This window comes from Sulfidibacter corallicola (assembly GCF_017498545.1).
GTDB classification, from domain to species: Bacteria; Acidobacteriota; Holophagae; order Acanthopleuribacterales; family Acanthopleuribacteraceae; genus Sulfidibacter; species Sulfidibacter corallicola.
In genome coordinates this window covers 4,985,722-5,002,306 of record NZ_CP071793.1, presented here as the reverse complement: position 1 = coordinate 5,002,306, position 16,585 = coordinate 4,985,722, and the positions used below count along the sequence as shown (strand labels likewise).

The following is a 16,585-nucleotide window of genomic DNA, read 5'->3' as shown; positions in this document are numbered from 1 at the left end:
TGTCAAATAAAATGGCCAGCCGCGCGGGCCTCCATCTCCAACGCAAAACACCGATAGTACGCGGGAATTTTGCAACGCAGATGTGGCCCGCGATTCTTTTACCTCTTATTTGATTGATCCCGATGCGTTACTTCTGTTTGAATAACACTCCGGTCGCCATTTGGATCATCTATATAGAATGTGGTCGACTGACTCGAGGATCATCTATGAAGCGCTTGATTATCCTTTGCTTTTTTCTTGCGGGGAGCGTGTTACTGGGTTTGGGAATAGCCGAAGTCACCGGTTTCTCGCTGGTCATCTCCCTGGGCATTTCGGTGTTTGCAAGTATCTTGGTTTTTTTAATGCTGGATCTACGACCCTCGCAGAGCCCCAAGGACACCATCTACCGCTTGACCCGAGGCAGTTGGTACCGAAAGAAGAAGTGAGCGAGCGGCAACGCGACCGCACTCGACAGGAGGCTGGTGTGACGGTACAAAACACCATCGAAACGAAATTGACGACCTTTTTTACCCCGCGGTTTCTCGAGGTCGTCAACGAGAGCCACAAACACAGCGTGCCCCCGGGCTCGGAATCCCACTTCCGCGTCGTGCTGGTCACCGATAAATTCTCGGGGCAAAAACCGCTGGCCCGCCACCGCATGGTCAATCAGGTCCTGGCCGACGAGCTGAGCCGCGACATTCACGCCCTTTCCCTGAAGCTCTACACACCGGAACAATGGGAACGCGCCGGCGGCGAAGCACCGCCGTCACCGCCCTGCGCCAGCAAGAAGTTGTGAACGACCGCGACTTCGACCTACGCTCAGACCGCCTGTTCGCGAATCAATTGACACACGGTTTGGATCCAAGCCGGGTGGTCGTTGAGCGACTGCACCATTTTCAACCGCTCGCCGCCCGCTTCGCGGAAGGTCTCATCGCCGCGCATCTCGATTTCCTCGAGTGTTTCCAGGCAATCCGCGGTAAACGAGGGAATCAATACGCCCAAGCGTTTTATCCCTTTTTTGGGTAGCTCCTCGAGGAGTTGGTCGGTATAGGGTTGGATCCAGGGAGTGCGTCCCAGGCGACTCTGGAAACCGACGAAATAGCGCTCCTCGGGTATCTCCAGACGTTGCGCGATCTCGCGTGCCACGTGGTAACACTGAGCGCGGTAACAATAGCGATTGGCGTCGACGATGCGGGCGCAGCAATCCTTGCCGACCAAACAATGGTTCCCCCCGCCGCCGACTTCGCTCTTCACGATCTGGCGTTCGGGAAGACCGTGGAAACTCATCAAAAAAGCGTCGTATTGGTCCAAATCACCCAGGGATTCACGGGCGATCGATGCCTGGCAGTCCAAAAAGGAAGGATGCCCGTAAAAGGGCGGAACCACGGCCAGGGAAGGCGTGTTCCAATAACTGCCCGCAATGCGATACAGCTCTTCCAGGCAGCTTCCCGTCGACGAGGAAGCGTACTGGGGATAGAGCGGCAGCACCACGATTCGCTCGACACCCAAATCCCGAAAGGCATCCATGGCCAGGCGCAGCGACGGGTTCTGGTAACGCATGCCCAGACGAACCGGAATCTCCGGTCCCAACTCTTCTTGCAGCGCATCGGTCAGGGCCTGGCTGTAGATCATCAGGGGGGAGCCTTCCGGCTTCCAGATCTCCCGGTAGGCCTCGGCCGACTGTTTCGGTCGAAAGGGGAGAATGAACAGATTCAGCAGAAACCAGCGGCCGACGGGGTTGATGTCGATCACGCGTGGGTCGGACAGAAACTGCCGCAGGTAACGTCGCACACTGGGAACGGTGGTATCGTCGGGAGTTCCGAGATTGATGAGCAGAACGCCGGTCTTGGGTGTCATGGATTTCCTTTCTTCGAAGACAGGTCAAACCGCGATGATAGGGACCCGCATCGGATCGAACCCGCCGATCCCGACGCCGGTATTCGGTCGGAAACACCGCAAAACGCGCCACAACCACCCTTGGCAAGGCCGGATTCTACAAAAGCGCAGCGTGTGGGGCACAGCGCGGGGCGCGATCATCATAACCGCAAAGCCGCGATAAGGGAACGAGGCGCTCCGATAATCCGAAACCCGACCTGAGCGACAGATCAGTGGAAAATGGAATTGACCCGTTTCAGCGGGTTGTCCGAACTGAGAAAGGGAAACGCCAAATAACCCGGCACCTCACCGGGTTCGCGCTGAGGGAAGCCCTCTTGGGCGAACATGCCGACCACGGTGATGTTGTCCTTTCCGCCGGCGACCTTGGCGTCCTCGACCAACTGCTGGACCAGCTTTGCCAGAGTCCCGCTCCGAGCCATGCGGACCCGCTCCTGGAGCTGGTCCGGAGTGAACTCGGAATAGAGGCCGTCGCTGCAGATCAGGATGATGTCGCCCTTGCACAGGGGCAGGTAGGAGACATCGACCTTCAAATTGTCCTGGGTTCCCAACGCCTGCAGAATTACGTTGCGCTGTGGATGGCGCAGGGCCTGAACCTCGGTGATGGTGCCCAGCTCCACCAGGTGCCCCACGAAACTCTGGTCGCGAGTGATTTTCAGGAGATTGCCGTCGCGAAAACAATAGGCGCGGGAATCGCCGATCTGGCACAGGTAGAGCACCGACTCCTGCTGGTAGGCGGCCGTCAGGGTCGCCCCCATCGGCTTGCGAATATTCAGCTCGCGAGCCTTGGCGAAAATGGCGCGATTGGCCCAATGAACGCCGCCTTCCAGGATTTGGGCGATATCTTCGGGGCCCGCTTCGGCCAGTTCCTGACGACGATCGGCCATGAAGTCACGCAAGGCGTGCAGCGCCGTCTGGCTGGCGACCTCGCCTGCCGCAGCGCCACCCATGCCGTCCGATACGGCCAAAAAAATGCCTGGCGCATTGTTGAATTGCTGCGTCTCCGTGGGATTGAGTTCCGGTCGAACCTGCTCGGTGGATTGGATCAGGAAACAATCCTCGTTTCCCGAACGGGTGCACCCGACATCCGTTACACCGTGAACTTGTACCACCCGTGACTTGCTCATTTGGGAAAATCTCGCGTCAGTTTGGCTGAAATTATACGGGATTTTCGCAAGGAAGGGCAAGTACGCAGCGTCACAGCCGAGCCCAAGACCATATATATAAAAGTCATTCGCGGTTATAGGGGGATTTGATGGACGGCCCTTCGTTTTCATCTTCGTACTGGGAAAGTGATTGCGCCAGGTCCGCTCGGATCCGTTGGCGCAGACTCGGCGGCGAAATGACGCGCACATAGGGGCCGTAACTGAGAATCCAGCTCACCAATTCCGAGGAGGTTTCGAGCTTGAGCCGCATGTCCAGGGCCCCCGAAGGAAGACTGGTCAGCTCCTGGCTCTGATGCCACCGCCGACTGGCGACGTTGGCGGCAACCACGCGATCGAACCGCAACTGGATTTCGGTGGGATCTCGCTCCTGGATCAAACCGAAGGCCGATTGGAATCGCTTCTCGGGATCGTAATCGTCGGGATAGGGCTGCCAGGTGTCCAATACCGAGACGTCCTTGATGCGTTCGACCGCAAAGGTGAGATCGCGCTTCTTCTCGGGCTGGCTGCCGTCCACCTCGCGCCGGCCCACCAGATAGAGCGCCCGCTTGTACATCAAAATGCTCAAAGGCTGCAGATGGTGCACCTTTTCCGGTTTGCCCGGCGACTGGTACACCATGCGCACCTGCTTTTGACGAATCAGGGCGTTCACCAACCGCTCGAGGATCTCGTTGTGGCTGCTGTAATCCTTGGGGGCTTCGGTCCAGTGAAAGAACTTTTTATGAAAGTCTTTCATGATCAGGTTGGCCTGGTGACCCTGGGTCTTGAAAATGGTCTGCTGAAGTTGGCTCAATACATCCTGAGCCCCGTGATGAATGAAGGTGCCGTCGAGAAAGGCCATCAGGTCCAGGGCCATGTACAGGCTCATCAACTCGTAGGCCGATCCCTTCATCTCGATATTGCGTCGCCGGAAGCGCAGGCGGTTCTCGCGCCCCGATCGCACCACCTCGACCAGCGGCTCACCATCCTCGTCGATGAAACTCTCTTTGAGCGTGTTGATGTAGCGCGACATGGTGCGCTCGTGGATGCCCAGCCGGTCGGCCAATTCACGCACACTGAGTCCGATGGGATGCAGGTGGAGCCAGTGAATGACCTGGGCGATGCGGACACCGCTACCGTAATTGGGTTTTCCGCTGGGGGGAACGTCGCTCATACCGAATATGTCGGCGTCGGGTCGTTTTGCCGGGCGAGGGTGAAGGGGATCTTCTCCAAACCGAGCCGACGCAGGGTTCGCTTCATTTGTAGGGTAAGGACGCGAGGATCGTTGTTACTGTCGCTCAGGTGCGCCAACACCAATTGGCGCACGTCGTCGTGGAGAATCTCCGGCAGCATTTCCAACATCGATTCGTTGGAGAGGTGACCCAGACGGCTGGCGATCCGCTGCTTGAGCGACCAGGGATAGGGCCCGTTCTTCAACATTTCCAAGTCGTGGTTGGCCTCGATCAACAGCGTATCGCAACCGCGAAGGCTCTCCATGACCAACCCGCTCGGATAACCGAAATCGGTGATATGGCCCAGAATGCGACCACCGCATTCGATGCGGAAGCCGATCGGGTCCGCGGCATCGTGAGGCAAACTGATGGGGTGGACGCACATGCCGCCCAGCGAGAAGCTTCGACCCGATTCGATTTCGTGCCAATCGTAGAACTTGCGGTCTTGAAGCGCCACCGCGAAGGTTCCATTGGTGCTGAAGATCGGGATTTGAAATTTGCGACTGAGCGTGTGGACCGATTTGACGTGGTCGGAGTGCTCGTGAGTCACGAGAATGGCGGTCAACTGGCCGGGATCGAAACCCGATCTCTCCAATCGCGCGCAAACCTCTTTTCCCGAAAACCCGGCGTCGATCAGAAGATGGGTGTCTTCGCTGGAAACCAGGCTGCAATTACCGGAACTGCCGCTGCCCAGGACGGTCAACCGGAAGTCGACTTCGGTCGAAGTAGTTCGCAATTCCTGATCGCAGGGAGTGGTTTCGATCACCAGGTCATCCACAAGAGTCATGAAAACGCCTCAAAAAAACAACACGCGGGCAAATATGGGGTAATTCCCATCGAAGGCCACAATATTTTGGGTCACACGGTTCGAGTGTCGGGTAACCGGAGTCCGCCAAATCCTATCACGTTTCACCCCCGAGGCGGGGATTTTCTGAGTGTCGCCGCGGGATCGAGCCGCCCTCGGAGGGCTTCGGTTTTCACCGTTGCACCCCGTATCTCCATCCATTAGAGTGAAGCATGCACACGAGGCGATCGCGTACGGGTTTTTCACCGACCGGACGGGTTTCTCACGGGAGGCCGCACGGGTACATCGAAGAGTTCCGAATCGGCCTCGACGACCCAGGAGGAATTATGCAGCCGATCACCCATCGCTACCGCCGCAACCGAACCAACGAGGCCATGCGCCGCCTGGTACGCGAAACCACACTTTCCACCGGCGACCTGATCTATCCCATGTTTGTCGTCGAAGGCCTGGGGGTCAAGCGCGAGATTTCCACCATGCCCGGCAACTACCACCTGTCGATCGACATGCTTTTGCGCGAGTGCGAGATGCTGGCCGGCTTGGGCATTCCCGCCGTCAACCTGTTCGGGTATTGCGAGGACAAGGACGAAAAAGGGACCGGCGCCTACGACGACCAAGGCCTGATTCAACGCGCCGTCCGCGCCCTGCGCCAGGAAATCCCCGAACTTTACCTGCAGACGGATATCGCCCTGGACCCCTACACCACGACCGGTCACGACGGCCTGGTGGTAGGCGACGAAATCGTCAACGACGAAACCGTCGACGTCCTGTGCCGCATGGCCGTATCGCACGCCGCCGCGGGCGTTCACATGGTCTCGCCCTCCGACATGATGGACGGGCGCATCGGCGCCATCCGCAAAGCACTGGATGCCGAGGGCTTCGAGAAGGTCTCCATCATGTCCTACGCGGCCAAATACGCCTCCAGTTTCTACGGCCCCTTCCGTGGCGCACTGGACAGTGCACCGCGCTCGGGCGACAAGAAAACCTATCAAATGGATCCGGCCAACGTGCGCGAGGCGGTCAAGGAAGTGCTGTTGGACATCGAAGAAGGAGCCGACGTGGTGATGGTCAAACCGGCCCTGGCCTATCTGGACGTGATCCACGAAGTGCGTCGCCACATTCAGGTCCCGTTGGCCGCCTACCACGTCAGCGGCGAATACGGCATGATCCTGGCCGCGGCCGAAAAGGGCTGGGTCGACAAGGAACGCGCCATGCTGGAGGCCACTCTGGCCATCAAACGCGCCGGCGCGGACATGGTGTTGACCTACTTCGCACCTGAACTGGCCCGCTACCTCGCCGATCACCCCATGTGACCGGCCCCAGCCTCATCGAAACCGGTAACGCCCGCCCTTGACCGACACGATCGGCGGGCGGCGCCGCTCCTCGAACAGCAGGTACCCCTCCTGGAGGTTCTTCCAGAAGCCCGACCACCGGCTCGTGGAGAAGCGATCCAGCTTGGAATCGGTCAGGTGGAAGGGAAAGACGTGGACCGGTACGCGCTGCTGGCCGCCGCGCAGGGCCGCATCGACCAAGGCCCATATTTCTTCGATGGCCGGATCGGTCATCGCGAAGCAGCCGATCGACACGCAACTCCCGTGAACCATGATCAGGCTGCCGGTGCGTTTGAGGCTGCGATCGAATCGATTGGGATATCCGATGTTGAACGACAGGTGATAATCGCTCCACGGATTCATCAGATCCGAGGTCACCTCGTAGAAGCCCTCGGGCGCCTGGAGATCGCCCTCCGCTTGCTTGGGCCCCAACTTCCCGCTGTAGTAGCAAATCGGGTAGGTCTTCACCAGGGCGAAGGTTCGATCCCGCTTCATCCACAACTCGAGCTGGCGCTCTTCCTTGAACAGGCGCAAAAAAACGGGCGCGCCCCAAGCGAGATGCAGGCCCTCGAGCTGCTTTTCGAGGCCAGGCCGAACCTTGGCGATCGCCTTGCGGGAGCGCGCACTTTCGTTCCATTTGGGAGCCGGCGGCCCGGCGTGGGAAGCCGAAAGGCCCACGAACAGGAACAGCGACAACGCCACCGCCAGGTACCGACTTCGCATCGCCATCAACCGCGCCCGCTCAGCCGTTCGATGCTTCGAGCTCGTTCAAATCGATGACCGAATACTCCGGCACCGCATCGGCAATGACGTCGGAATGGGTGGTCAGGAAGAATTGGTTGTTCAATCCCAATCGGGGTAGATAATTCAAAAGCGCCAATTGCAACTCGGGATTGAGGTGCTGTTCCACCTCGTCGATCAAAATCACCGAGTTGTGGATGTTCATGAAGGCAAAGTCGAAAATCAGTGGAATGATGGCCCGTTCACCGGAGGACATTTCCGAGATCTCGTACTGGTTCTGGCCGTCGTAGAGGAAGAACCAGGGGACTTCCGAGCCACTTTCGCGCGAAACAGCCCCCTCGAAACTGTGATTGGGAAACAGGGTTTTGAAGGCCTGCTCGAGATCGTGGTACAGATCGCGCTGACCCGGCCGCAATTGGTATTTTCCTTCGATGACCCGCTGGTGAAAATACATCCAATCGGCCAAGCGGCGGCGCAGCGTGTTTTCGTCGAAATTCATGCGGCGGTCGTCGTGTTCGTCCACCTGAAGACCGGACGAGCCGCGAAACTCGTTGTACCAGAAGACCGAACCCACGTGCTTGAAGAGATCGAACCCCTCGGGCGCCTGGCGCACCAACTTGCGGGCGTATTCGCGGCCACGGAATTGAAAGTATTGGCCGCGGCTGGGCGCACTGACCTTGCCTTCCACCAGACTCAGTTCGACCTCCTGTTCCTGGGACGGCAACAGGGCTTCCGGATTCTCCGCGAAATCGGGAACCCGGGAAAAATAATCGCAGGCAGCGGCCAGTTCCGGCTTTGAAAAGTGAATGCCGAGCGCCACTTCGTAGGGGAATTGCCACGATTTGTTGGCCAATTCCAGATGGAAACCAGGCCATTCGAGCTCCCCGGCGCGACGCAAACGGCCGGTGGCCACACCGAGTGTCGCCGCGATCGATTGCAAAATGGAAGACTTGCCCGTCGCATTGTCGCCATACAGTACGATCAGGTTGTTGATGTCACCTGTTTCTGGGTCCTTGAAAGAGAATGTCTGATCGTGGAACTTTTTAAAATACTTCAGAGAAAGAGACGCGACTTTCAAGCTAAGCCCCTTTTCGCCCATTGGTGACTATTTCCGGTGATGGCACACAAACGTTCCCTTCTAACACCAGACGGGGAGCGCGGTCAAGTTCACTTGACGTGGAATCCTGAAACCAACATACCTGAAAATAGGGTTCGATCAAGGACATGCTTCATCCATGATGTTTATTGAAGCGGTTCAATGAGATTGAGATAATTCATTAGGAACGCGAATGGCTAACACAACATGAGGGCTAAAGATTCTCGGTAGAGGATGCGCATCGAGATCACATCCAAGGGCTTTGGAACCCCGCGCGATTCCGCCACCCCTTGGCCACGAAACCGCAACATCAGCTCACTTCCAACACCTTCGAATTCATGGGCGAATGGAATTTCAACGCCTATCGGAAGCTTTTTGAAATCCCTTTAACCATCGCTTTTTCAAGGTAATTGGATGCCACCCACGCTCAGGGCGGCGCGCCAAGTATAAGCATAACGGAAAAACGAAAAATACACGATTCATAAAGGTGTTTTTTTTGGAGGTCGCGATCGGGGAGAATCCTCTCGAACCAGGTCGTTGTCGTGGCGCAACCCACATTTTCGGAGGGCACGCCCGAGTGCGGCCATCACCTGGCTACGCCTCGTCCAACCCGACGCGGTAGACACCGGCTCGAGTTCTTTCGAAGACAAACCGCTTTCCGCAAAAAAGGCGAATCACCTCGGCATTGGTGATGGTGTGGTCGGTCGGCTTCACGGTGAAAAAACTACCGGACCCGGCCAGGGCGATGGGGAGGAGCAGTTGATCGGCCAGGTGTGGCCCCACACAGACATCGCAATCCAAAAAGTCGCGAACTTCGGAGCTCAATTCCTCCGCGAGATACTCGGATCGCTTGCCCTTGCGACCGTACGTCGTAAACACCTCGGTCACGCTGGCGCCCTCGATGTGGACCTGCAGGACGTTGCCGGGACCCAACGCCTTCTTGATGACGTGGGGACGCCGTCGATCCGGCGCGATATCCAAACGCTTGCCGACCTGATCCATTTGCCGGGTGGTGATGTGATAGGGAAGCTGGGAAACCCAGGAATGGGTGGTCAGGGAAACCGAATCCTGGCGCTCGGGCAGGTGCAGGGGCAGCAGGTTTTCGACGGGATGGATGCGAGTCCGTATCTGGCCCCCTCCGGCGGGATAGAATCCGTGCCGTTCCAATTCGAGATCCAGTTGCGCGCCCATCTGCCGCAGCAAGGGCAGGAACGCATGTTGTAGAAATTCGAAGGGCGGAGCCATCGGGTTGTGGGTGCCGCCTTCAAGAATCAATTCACTGGGTTCCTCTGCGAAAAGCAACGCGGGCAACACGGTTTGCAGCACCAGGGCCGCGCTTCCGGCCGTGCCGATCTTGAAGTGGTAGCGACCGGCGGCGGCCTCTCCTGGATGGAATTCGAGGCGTTGCGAACCCAGTTCGTCGCCCGTGACCCGGGCACTCCCCACCTCGGTGGCGGCTTTCACCGCAGTCAGATGCTGCCGCATGAGACCCGGTTTGGCGCGGCGCGCCCGAATGTTTTCGATGATGAAAGGCGTACGGGTCAACAGGGACAAGCCCAGGGAACTCCGCAGGATTTGTCCGCCTCCCTCTCCCATGGAACCATCGATACGCAACATAAAATCACTCCTGAGAATACTGTCGAGCGTGGGCCGGCCCTCGCGAAACACATAAAAGCACCGAGGGATCGGCGCTCGGGCCCAAGCCACGAACGGCTCCCTATCTTGGAAGGCGCAAACTCGAGGCCCGAACGAGCCCCGAGTTTGTCCCTCAGCCCTTCACGCAGACAACCTGACGCAAGGTATGGAGTACCTCGACCAGATCGGATTGAGCGGCGATGACCGAATCGATCGGCTTGTAGGCGGCCGGCGTTTCATCGATGACGTCGGTATCCTTGCGGCATTCGATGCCTTCGGTCGCCTTGATATGGTCGTCCAGCGTGAACCGTTTTTTCGCTTTGGTTCGCGACATGACGCGACCCGCACCGTGACTGCAGCTATGGAAACTGTCGGGATTGCCTCGACCGCGGACGATGAACGATCGCGCGCCCATGCTCCCCGGAATGATGCCCAGCTCACCCTCACCGGCGCGGACGGCCCCTTTGCGGGTCACCCAGACGTCTTCACCGAAATGGGATTCCATGTTGACGTAGTTGTGGTGGCAGTTGACCGCCATGTTGTCGGTCTTGAAGGCCGGAACGCCTTTGAGTTGGGCGATGGCCCCCAGCACGTGATCCATCATGATCGCCCGGTTGTGGCGTGCGAACTCCTGAGCCCAGGACACCGCTTCCACGTAGTCGTCGAAATGTTCGGTCCCTTCGCGCAGATAAGCCAGGTCCTTGTCCGGCAGATTCGCGATCCAACCCCGCATGTCGTTTTTGGCCAATTCGATAAAATAGCTACCGATTCGGTTCCCCACACCGCGCGATCCGCTGTGCAGCATGATCCACACGCGATCTTCCTCGTCGAGACACACTTCGATGAAGTGGTTTCCGGTACCCAGGGTACCCAAGTGGTGCAGGTTGTTCGATTTGGCGATACGAGGGTGTTTTTCGGTGATGGCCTGAAAGCCGCGCGAAAGGTGGGCCCAGGTTTTCGAAACCCGATTGGGCACATCCTGCCACGAACCCTTGTCGCGTCGACCGCCGTGACTCGTGCGGCCGTGCGGTACGGCTTTCTCGATGGCGGTTCGCCAACGCCGCAGGTTTTCCGGCAGTTGGGCGGCGTTCAAAGTGGTGCGAACGGCCATCATGCCACAACCGATATCGACACCGACGGCGGCGGGAATGATGGCGTTCTTCGTGGGAACCACGCTACCGACCGTGGCACCCAAGCCCTTGTGAACATCGGGCATGACCGCGATCCATTTGTGAATGATCGGCAATTGGGCCGTCTTGCGGAGTTGCTCTTCGGCACCAGGATCGAAGGGAACACCCTTGATCCAAGCCTTGATGGGAACTCCGTGCTCGGTCTCGATCAAACGAAAACCTGAGTGACTCATACAAATACTCCCTCTGTGGTGCGGCCGTAGCCGGGTAACGCTCTTCATATATCGGATCCGGTCGCCAACTTGAAAAGAGGTGGTGCGACCAGGGAAGAACCCCGTCCGAATCGAGCTGAAAAATGGCGTTTGGGTATTGCCCCTCATATACCTGCCGCGCTGGTTTTCACAACGGAGGTCGGCTACCCGCCCGCCACACCGGCAGGCCTAGAGCACCACGGGTGCCAGAGGGAAAAAGAGGTATTCCTTTCCGTTAAAATTTATATCAATGCCCTGAAATTAAAAGCTTTATCTTCATCACCTCGACATCACTGACAGCGACTTTTTCAGGCGCTCGCCCCAATCTGAATACAAATACTATCGGTTTTCCTATCTCCGTATTTTTTTATATAATCCAGCTAGTGCCCATCCTGAAATCGATCCCCCGCCTGCTCCCAGAGAGGAAACCGAAGGGACGGCGAATCGGATTTCGGGATTTCGTCCTGGTCCGATGTCGCGTGGCAGGTCCACCTGATTGGCGACCGCTGGGGACGCGTGCCGAAAGGCCGTTGGCGGATGGGCACCAACGATCTTCGAACCGAGAAGGGGAGGTTGCGTGACCTTGAAAAAAGTGGTGATCGGTTTGTATGGAACGACGCTCGACGGTGGACTTGGCAAGAAGCGCTGGCAACGTTGGCGTCCCACGCTTTCGATCTGTCAGCACGAGGATTTTCTCATCGATCGCTTCGACCTGCTGGTCCCAGACGAGTTCACCAAGGCCGCAGACATTTTGATCGAAGACATGAAAACGGTCGCTCCCGAAACGGAAATCCAGGTGAAGCCGATGAATTTCACGGATCCCTGGGATTTCGAGGAGGTGTTCTCCACCCTGTTGCGATTCGCCCAGGAGTACCCCTTCAACGAAGATCGGGAAGAATACCTGCTCCACATCACGACCGGCACCCACGTCGCCCAGATCTGCCTGTTCCTGCTGACCGAGGCACGCTACTTCCCCGCAAACTTGATTCAAACCTCGCCGCCACGCGGGAAAAAGGCCAAGGGGGCCGGCTCCTACAAAATCATCGACCTGGATCTTTCCAAATACGACTTGATCGCTTCGCGTTTCGCCAAGGAACAGGAGGAGGGCACGGCGTTCCTGAAGTCGGGCATCGATACGGCCAATGCCCGGTTCAACGCCATGATCGACCAAATCGAAAAGGTGGCGATCCGCTCGAAGTCCCCGATTCTTTTGATGGGCGCAACCGGCGCCGGCAAATCCCACCTGGCCAAACGGATCTTCGAACTCAAGAAGTTGCGCCGCCAAGTCACCGGTCGCTTCGTGGAAGTCAACTGCGCCACCCTGCGCGGCGACGCCGCCATGTCCACCCTGTTCGGCCACGTGCGCGGCGCCTTCACCGGCGCCATCGGCGATCGGCCCGGCCTTCTGCGTGCCGCCCATCAAGGGGTCCTGTTCTTGGACGAAGTAGGCGAACTGGGCAGCGACGAGCAGGCGATGTTGCTGCGCGCTCTGGAGGAGAAGAGTTTCATGCCGGTCGGCTCGGATCGGGAAGTCCACAGTGACTTCCAATTGATCGCCGGAACGAACCGCGACCTTTGGGAAAAGGTCCACGAAGGAAAATTCCGCGAAGATCTCCTGGCACGTATGAACCTGTGGACTTACAAGTTACCTTCCCTGCGCGAGCGGCCCGAAGACATCGAGCCCAACTTGCTTTACGAGTTGGAGAAATTCGCGCGCACCCATGGCCGCACGACGACCTTCAACAAGGAAGCCTACACGCGCTTCCTCAACTTCGCCACGGGACCGGACGGTCAATGGAACGCCAATTTCCGGGACCTGAACGCCTCGGTGACGCGGATGGCCACGCTTTCCGGTGGAAGCCGCATCAACGAGCCCATCGTGGCCGAGGAAGTGGAGCGGTTGCGGGCCCAGTGGGAGCGGCCCCGTTTGGAAAACAAGGTCCTGGCGCGCTATTTCACGAAAGATGAATTGGAAGAGATCGATCAATTCGATCAAGCCCAGTTGGCGAAAGTGTTGGAAGTGTGCGAGCAGTCGCGCTCGTTGGCCGAAGCGGGGCGCGTGCTTTTTGCGGCCAGTCGCGCGCGTAAGACGAGTTCCAACGATAGCGACCGATTGCGCAAGTACTTGATGAAATTCAACCTTCAGGCTTCGGACATCGTGGGTCGAAAGTACTTCCGACCTCAATAGGAACCCCGGCCATCCATTCGGATCATCGCTCGAACCCGGTCAGCGCTTTTTGGCGGAGCGCTGCGGCGGATCCAAGGCACCTTTCAGCAGTCCCACCATTTGCACGCCGGCATCCATATCCGCCGCGAGCGTCTGCGGCTGAAAGGGAACCTCGCGAGCCAGCAGGATGCGACGATCTCGCACTTCGATCACGGACGTGGGATGACGCTGAAGAAAAGCGGGCATCTCGCCCGACATCAAGCGATCGATGAACTCGCGATCGCGACAGGCCACGCGAAAATGACCGTTGACCCAATCGTTCGCCACATAAAGGCGCTCGCGACCCACCATATCCCGTATCGTGTCGTCGATCGACTCGGGAACCACGAGTAGCTCGGGCAAGCGTTCCGGTACCCGAGTGGTGAAACACAACAGGAAGCGTCGCGCCAGGGTGGGTCCGTTGGCACGAAAGTTCACGTCGAACATGGCGGACGGGTGTTCCTCGACCTCGCCGACCACCATCGAGGTGTCTTCGGGAATGGTGGTGTTCGCCAAGAGCCGCAAACCTCGAAGGGATTCGCTCAGGCCAGGGTCGAACGTGGCTCGGTAACTCAGGCCCAATTTCTGGGCTTCGGTGCGGAAGTCGCCACCTCGTTTGCGGTCGAGCCACCAGAAGAGGGCGGCGGCCACGAGAAAAAACGCTGTAAAAAAATAATGAAACGGCCAATTGATTTGATCATAAAACCCAAAAAAGAACGCGAGCATGTCACTTCCTCTCGACGAGTGCCTTGCCGCCCGTCGAAGGACCCTTGGTGCTTTAACACCAAAAGGTTACGACCATTGGATCGGCATCTTTCGGATCGGGTACACGCGATCGCCGCACGCCCGTCTCATCGAAAAGCCGTGCGCGAGATCACCGAGAGGGGGTCGAGAAATCACATCGAACCCACCCGAATCGCACGGCTTGGGTTAGAATCATACCCAATGCGGGCAATCCAAACAGGTGTCATCCCACAAAGGTTTGATTCAACAGCAGTTACCTAAAAACTGGTTCTCAATGGGCTAACATGGTCCGATTTCACCCTAAGCTTTCGTATCCGTTTCCACGCACCTGGATGGTTTTTTCCGCGTGGCGCACACCGCCGGAAAGACTCGAGAGAGATTCGAAAAGGAGCCAATTCGGAATAAAGGACGAGGCCCCTATTCCACCAAAAATCGCTCCGGAATAAAGGAATCTCCCGTTCATTCGATAAGTCTTTTAGTTCTAGATTGGGCGTGTAACCAATGCAACCTAAAGCCAGTCTTGCCATATTCAATCTTCTCAAGGCCTGTTTCGATACCACCGAGCGCTACCCGGTCGGTAACCCCATGGTCGTTCGCATCTTTCAGAACTTCCTGACGACCTACAAGGCCCACTTGGATGAAGAGGACAAACTCTCGATCGAGTTGGAACCGAGTCATGTCCGAATCAACGGGAGATCGGTCCCCCATTCGGTCTATGCATCGGAAAGTACTCGTTGGTTTTCCGAGATTTGCCGCGAAAGAAAGATTCAACTCATTACCTTTGAAGAGGGTACCGACATCAAGGACTTACAAAAGTTCATCGGGATCCTGAAACAACCGATCAATCGGTTTACCGACACCGATTCGGCCTCCAACATGCTCTTTCGCCAGCATGTTCAGCGCATTTCCATCAACCCGGTCAATCTCGATGCCACCTTTTCCAATCTGGACAGTTTGCCCATCGCGCGAGGGCATCTCGCCACCAACGGGACCTTCGATCCCGAGCAGACGTTTTCGGACATCGATCCGGATATCATTCCGGCACACCAATTCCTGGCGCCCACTTCGCCCGGCTACGCCTATGCCGACGAAGTCGCCATGTCCCTGGCCCCCACCGAGGAAGTTCAGGATTTCGTGCGCCAGAAGCAGGAATCGCAAGGTCAACGTCCCGCCGTTCATTTGTTCATCTCCAACGAAGATTACGAAACCCTGCTCCATTCGATGGTCAAGTTCATCAAGGACCACAAGCTGAAGAAAGTGGCAGAGTCGCTGACCCTGATGCGCAAGGACATGCACTCGAAGGACTACGAGGTTCGGCGACTGGCCTATTCCAGCTACCACGTGGTGGTGCAGGCACTGATTCGCGAAGACAAGCTGAAGCCGATCTCCTCCATTTTGAAGACCATCGCCAAGGATTTCAGCCGCTGCACCGAACCCGAGCTGTACCGCATCCACTTGGAATCGTTGCTCGAGATCCTGCAGTACCTGCGCGCAAATCATCATTTGGTGCGCCTCGCCTACGGGCTTGACCTGTTGGCCAAAGAGGCGCTCCGACAAACGCCCGAAATTCAGAAGATGGTCTCCCAGGAACTGGATCGGTTCATGGATGTGGGCGTGATCGAGGAGCTGATCAAGGCGGAAGAGGCCAAATTGGCGCGCTACCTGAAGTCGCTTTTCATTCAGCACGGCTTCGGCATCGTCAATCCCCTGTTGAACGCCCTGTTCCTTTCCGAGGACCGGGCCGTGCGCCGGCGCCTGCTGGAAATCCTCATGCGCATGGGACCCATGATTTTCCCTTTGTTGCTCAAGGAGCTGGACCGCACCATTCAACAGGGCGAACCCTGGTTCATCAAACGCAACTTGTTGACGATCATGGCCAAAAGCCCGCCGGTGGAGTTGCTGCCCTACCTCGAGAAACTGCTCGAAGACAAGAACACCCGGCTTTTGGATCTGGTCTACCGCTGTATCTTCCTGATCAACGATCGCGCCGCGGTGGAGAAGGGCAAGGCCCTGCTCAAACGTTCCAGCGGCAGCCTTCGTTCGAAACTCTTCCAGTACGTCAAACTCAGTGAACAAGCCAGCTACGCGCGTTTCGTATCCAACCTCTACGAACCGGAGGGAGACCTCAAGGATCGCCTGGAAATCCTAAGCTTGATCGGCAGTCTGGACAGCGTCGATACGATTCCCTTTTTCGATCGATTGCTTAGCAAGACCAAACTGTTCGAGAGCAAGGAAGAATCCAAGATCCGCGGTGCAGTGGCTAAGGCACTGGCGGCCAGCAAGCACCCCCAAGCGCATACGATCCTCACGAAGTACACGCGCGACAAGAATGAAGAGGTCCGCGAAGCGGCAGCCTCCATCGGCTCGGTGGAATCGAACAACTGATCGTCGAGTTTTGACTGG

14 protein-coding genes are annotated in these 16,585 nt (G+C 57.6%); 5 read left to right on the top strand and 9 right to left on the bottom strand.

The features are described 5' to 3' along the window. Nucleotides 1-206 precede the first annotated feature (206 nt). Together J3U87_RS14940 and J3U87_RS14935 are read left to right on the top strand one after the other, a co-directional pair. A complete protein-coding gene (locus J3U87_RS14940) occupies nt 207-425 on the top strand; it encodes a hypothetical protein (protein WP_237383854.1) in 219 nt (72 codons plus the stop codon). 38 nt (nt 426-463) lie between these two features. After that, entirely contained in the window at nt 464-775 is a 312-nt protein-coding gene (locus J3U87_RS14935) for a BolA family protein (RefSeq protein ID WP_237383853.1), read from the top strand. Nucleotides 776-798: 23 nt separating this feature from the next. Here J3U87_RS14935 and hemH read toward each other — a convergent pair whose 3' ends face one another. From hemH to J3U87_RS14915, 4 genes are all read right to left on the bottom strand, one after another. After that, entirely contained in the window at nt 799-1,836 is a 1,038-nt protein-coding gene (hemH, locus tag J3U87_RS14930; protein ID WP_237383852.1) for a ferrochelatase, read from the bottom strand. Nucleotides 1,837-2,084: 248 nt separating this feature from the next. Next, nucleotides 2,085-2,999, bottom strand: coding sequence for a PP2C family protein-serine/threonine phosphatase (locus J3U87_RS14925; protein WP_237383851.1), 915 nt, complete (start codon nt 2,997-2,999; stop codon nt 2,085-2,087). A 103-nt stretch (nt 3,000-3,102) separates the two neighbouring features. Then, nucleotides 3,103-4,188 carry a helix-turn-helix transcriptional regulator gene (locus tag J3U87_RS14920; protein WP_237383850.1) on the bottom strand — a complete coding sequence of 362 codons (1,086 nt, stop codon included), beginning with the start codon at nt 4,186-4,188 and terminating at the stop codon, nt 3,103-3,105. Continuing rightward, nucleotides 4,185-5,033 (bottom strand): MBL fold metallo-hydrolase, encoded by an 849-nt coding sequence (locus J3U87_RS14915; protein ID WP_237383849.1) that lies wholly within the window; start codon nt 5,031-5,033, stop codon nt 4,185-4,187. Before J3U87_RS14915 ends, J3U87_RS14920 begins: the two co-directional genes overlap by 4 nt. Nucleotides 5,034-5,377: 344 nt before the next feature. Here J3U87_RS14915 and hemB point away from each other — a divergent pair, with 344 nt between their 5' ends. Further along, nucleotides 5,378-6,361, top strand: coding sequence for a porphobilinogen synthase (hemB, locus tag J3U87_RS14910; RefSeq protein ID WP_237383848.1), 984 nt, complete (start codon nt 5,378-5,380; stop codon nt 6,359-6,361). A gap of 12 nt (nt 6,362-6,373) precedes the next feature. Here hemB and J3U87_RS14905 read toward each other — a convergent pair whose 3' ends face one another. From J3U87_RS14905 to J3U87_RS14890, 4 genes are all read right to left on the bottom strand, one after another. Further along, complete coding sequence (locus J3U87_RS14905; protein ID WP_237383847.1) at nt 6,374-7,102, bottom strand: L,D-transpeptidase family protein; 729 nt, start codon at nt 7,100-7,102, stop codon at nt 6,374-6,376. A 19-nt stretch (nt 7,103-7,121) separates the two neighbouring features. Next, nucleotides 7,122-8,198 carry an AAA family ATPase gene (locus tag J3U87_RS14900; RefSeq protein WP_237383846.1) on the bottom strand — a complete coding sequence of 359 codons (1,077 nt, stop codon included), beginning with the start codon at nt 8,196-8,198 and terminating at the stop codon, nt 7,122-7,124. A 612-nt stretch (nt 8,199-8,810) separates the two neighbouring features. Then, nucleotides 8,811-9,833, bottom strand: a complete 1,023-nt coding sequence (gene rtcA, locus J3U87_RS14895; RefSeq protein WP_237383845.1) for an RNA 3'-terminal phosphate cyclase — start codon at nt 9,831-9,833, stop codon at nt 8,811-8,813. Between the two features lie 151 nt (nt 9,834-9,984). Next, nucleotides 9,985-11,214 carry an RtcB family protein gene (locus tag J3U87_RS14890; RefSeq protein ID WP_237383844.1) on the bottom strand — a complete coding sequence of 410 codons (1,230 nt, stop codon included), beginning with the start codon at nt 11,212-11,214 and terminating at the stop codon, nt 9,985-9,987. Between the two features lie 601 nt (nt 11,215-11,815). Between J3U87_RS14890 and rtcR the strand changes: the two genes are divergently transcribed. Beyond that, nucleotides 11,816-13,420, top strand: coding sequence for an RNA repair transcriptional activator RtcR (gene rtcR, locus J3U87_RS14885; RefSeq protein WP_237384502.1), 1,605 nt, complete (start codon nt 11,816-11,818; stop codon nt 13,418-13,420). Between the two features lie 39 nt (nt 13,421-13,459). Here the strand turns inward: rtcR and J3U87_RS14880 are convergent, their stop codons facing one another. After that, entirely contained in the window at nt 13,460-14,164 is a 705-nt protein-coding gene (locus J3U87_RS14880; protein WP_237383843.1) for a hypothetical protein, read from the bottom strand. A gap of 519 nt (nt 14,165-14,683) precedes the next feature. Between J3U87_RS14880 and J3U87_RS14875 the strand changes: the two genes are divergently transcribed. Further along, a complete protein-coding gene (locus tag J3U87_RS14875; protein WP_237383842.1) occupies nt 14,684-16,567 on the top strand; it encodes a HEAT repeat domain-containing protein in 1,884 nt (627 codons plus the stop codon). Nucleotides 16,568-16,585 lie beyond the last annotated feature (18 nt).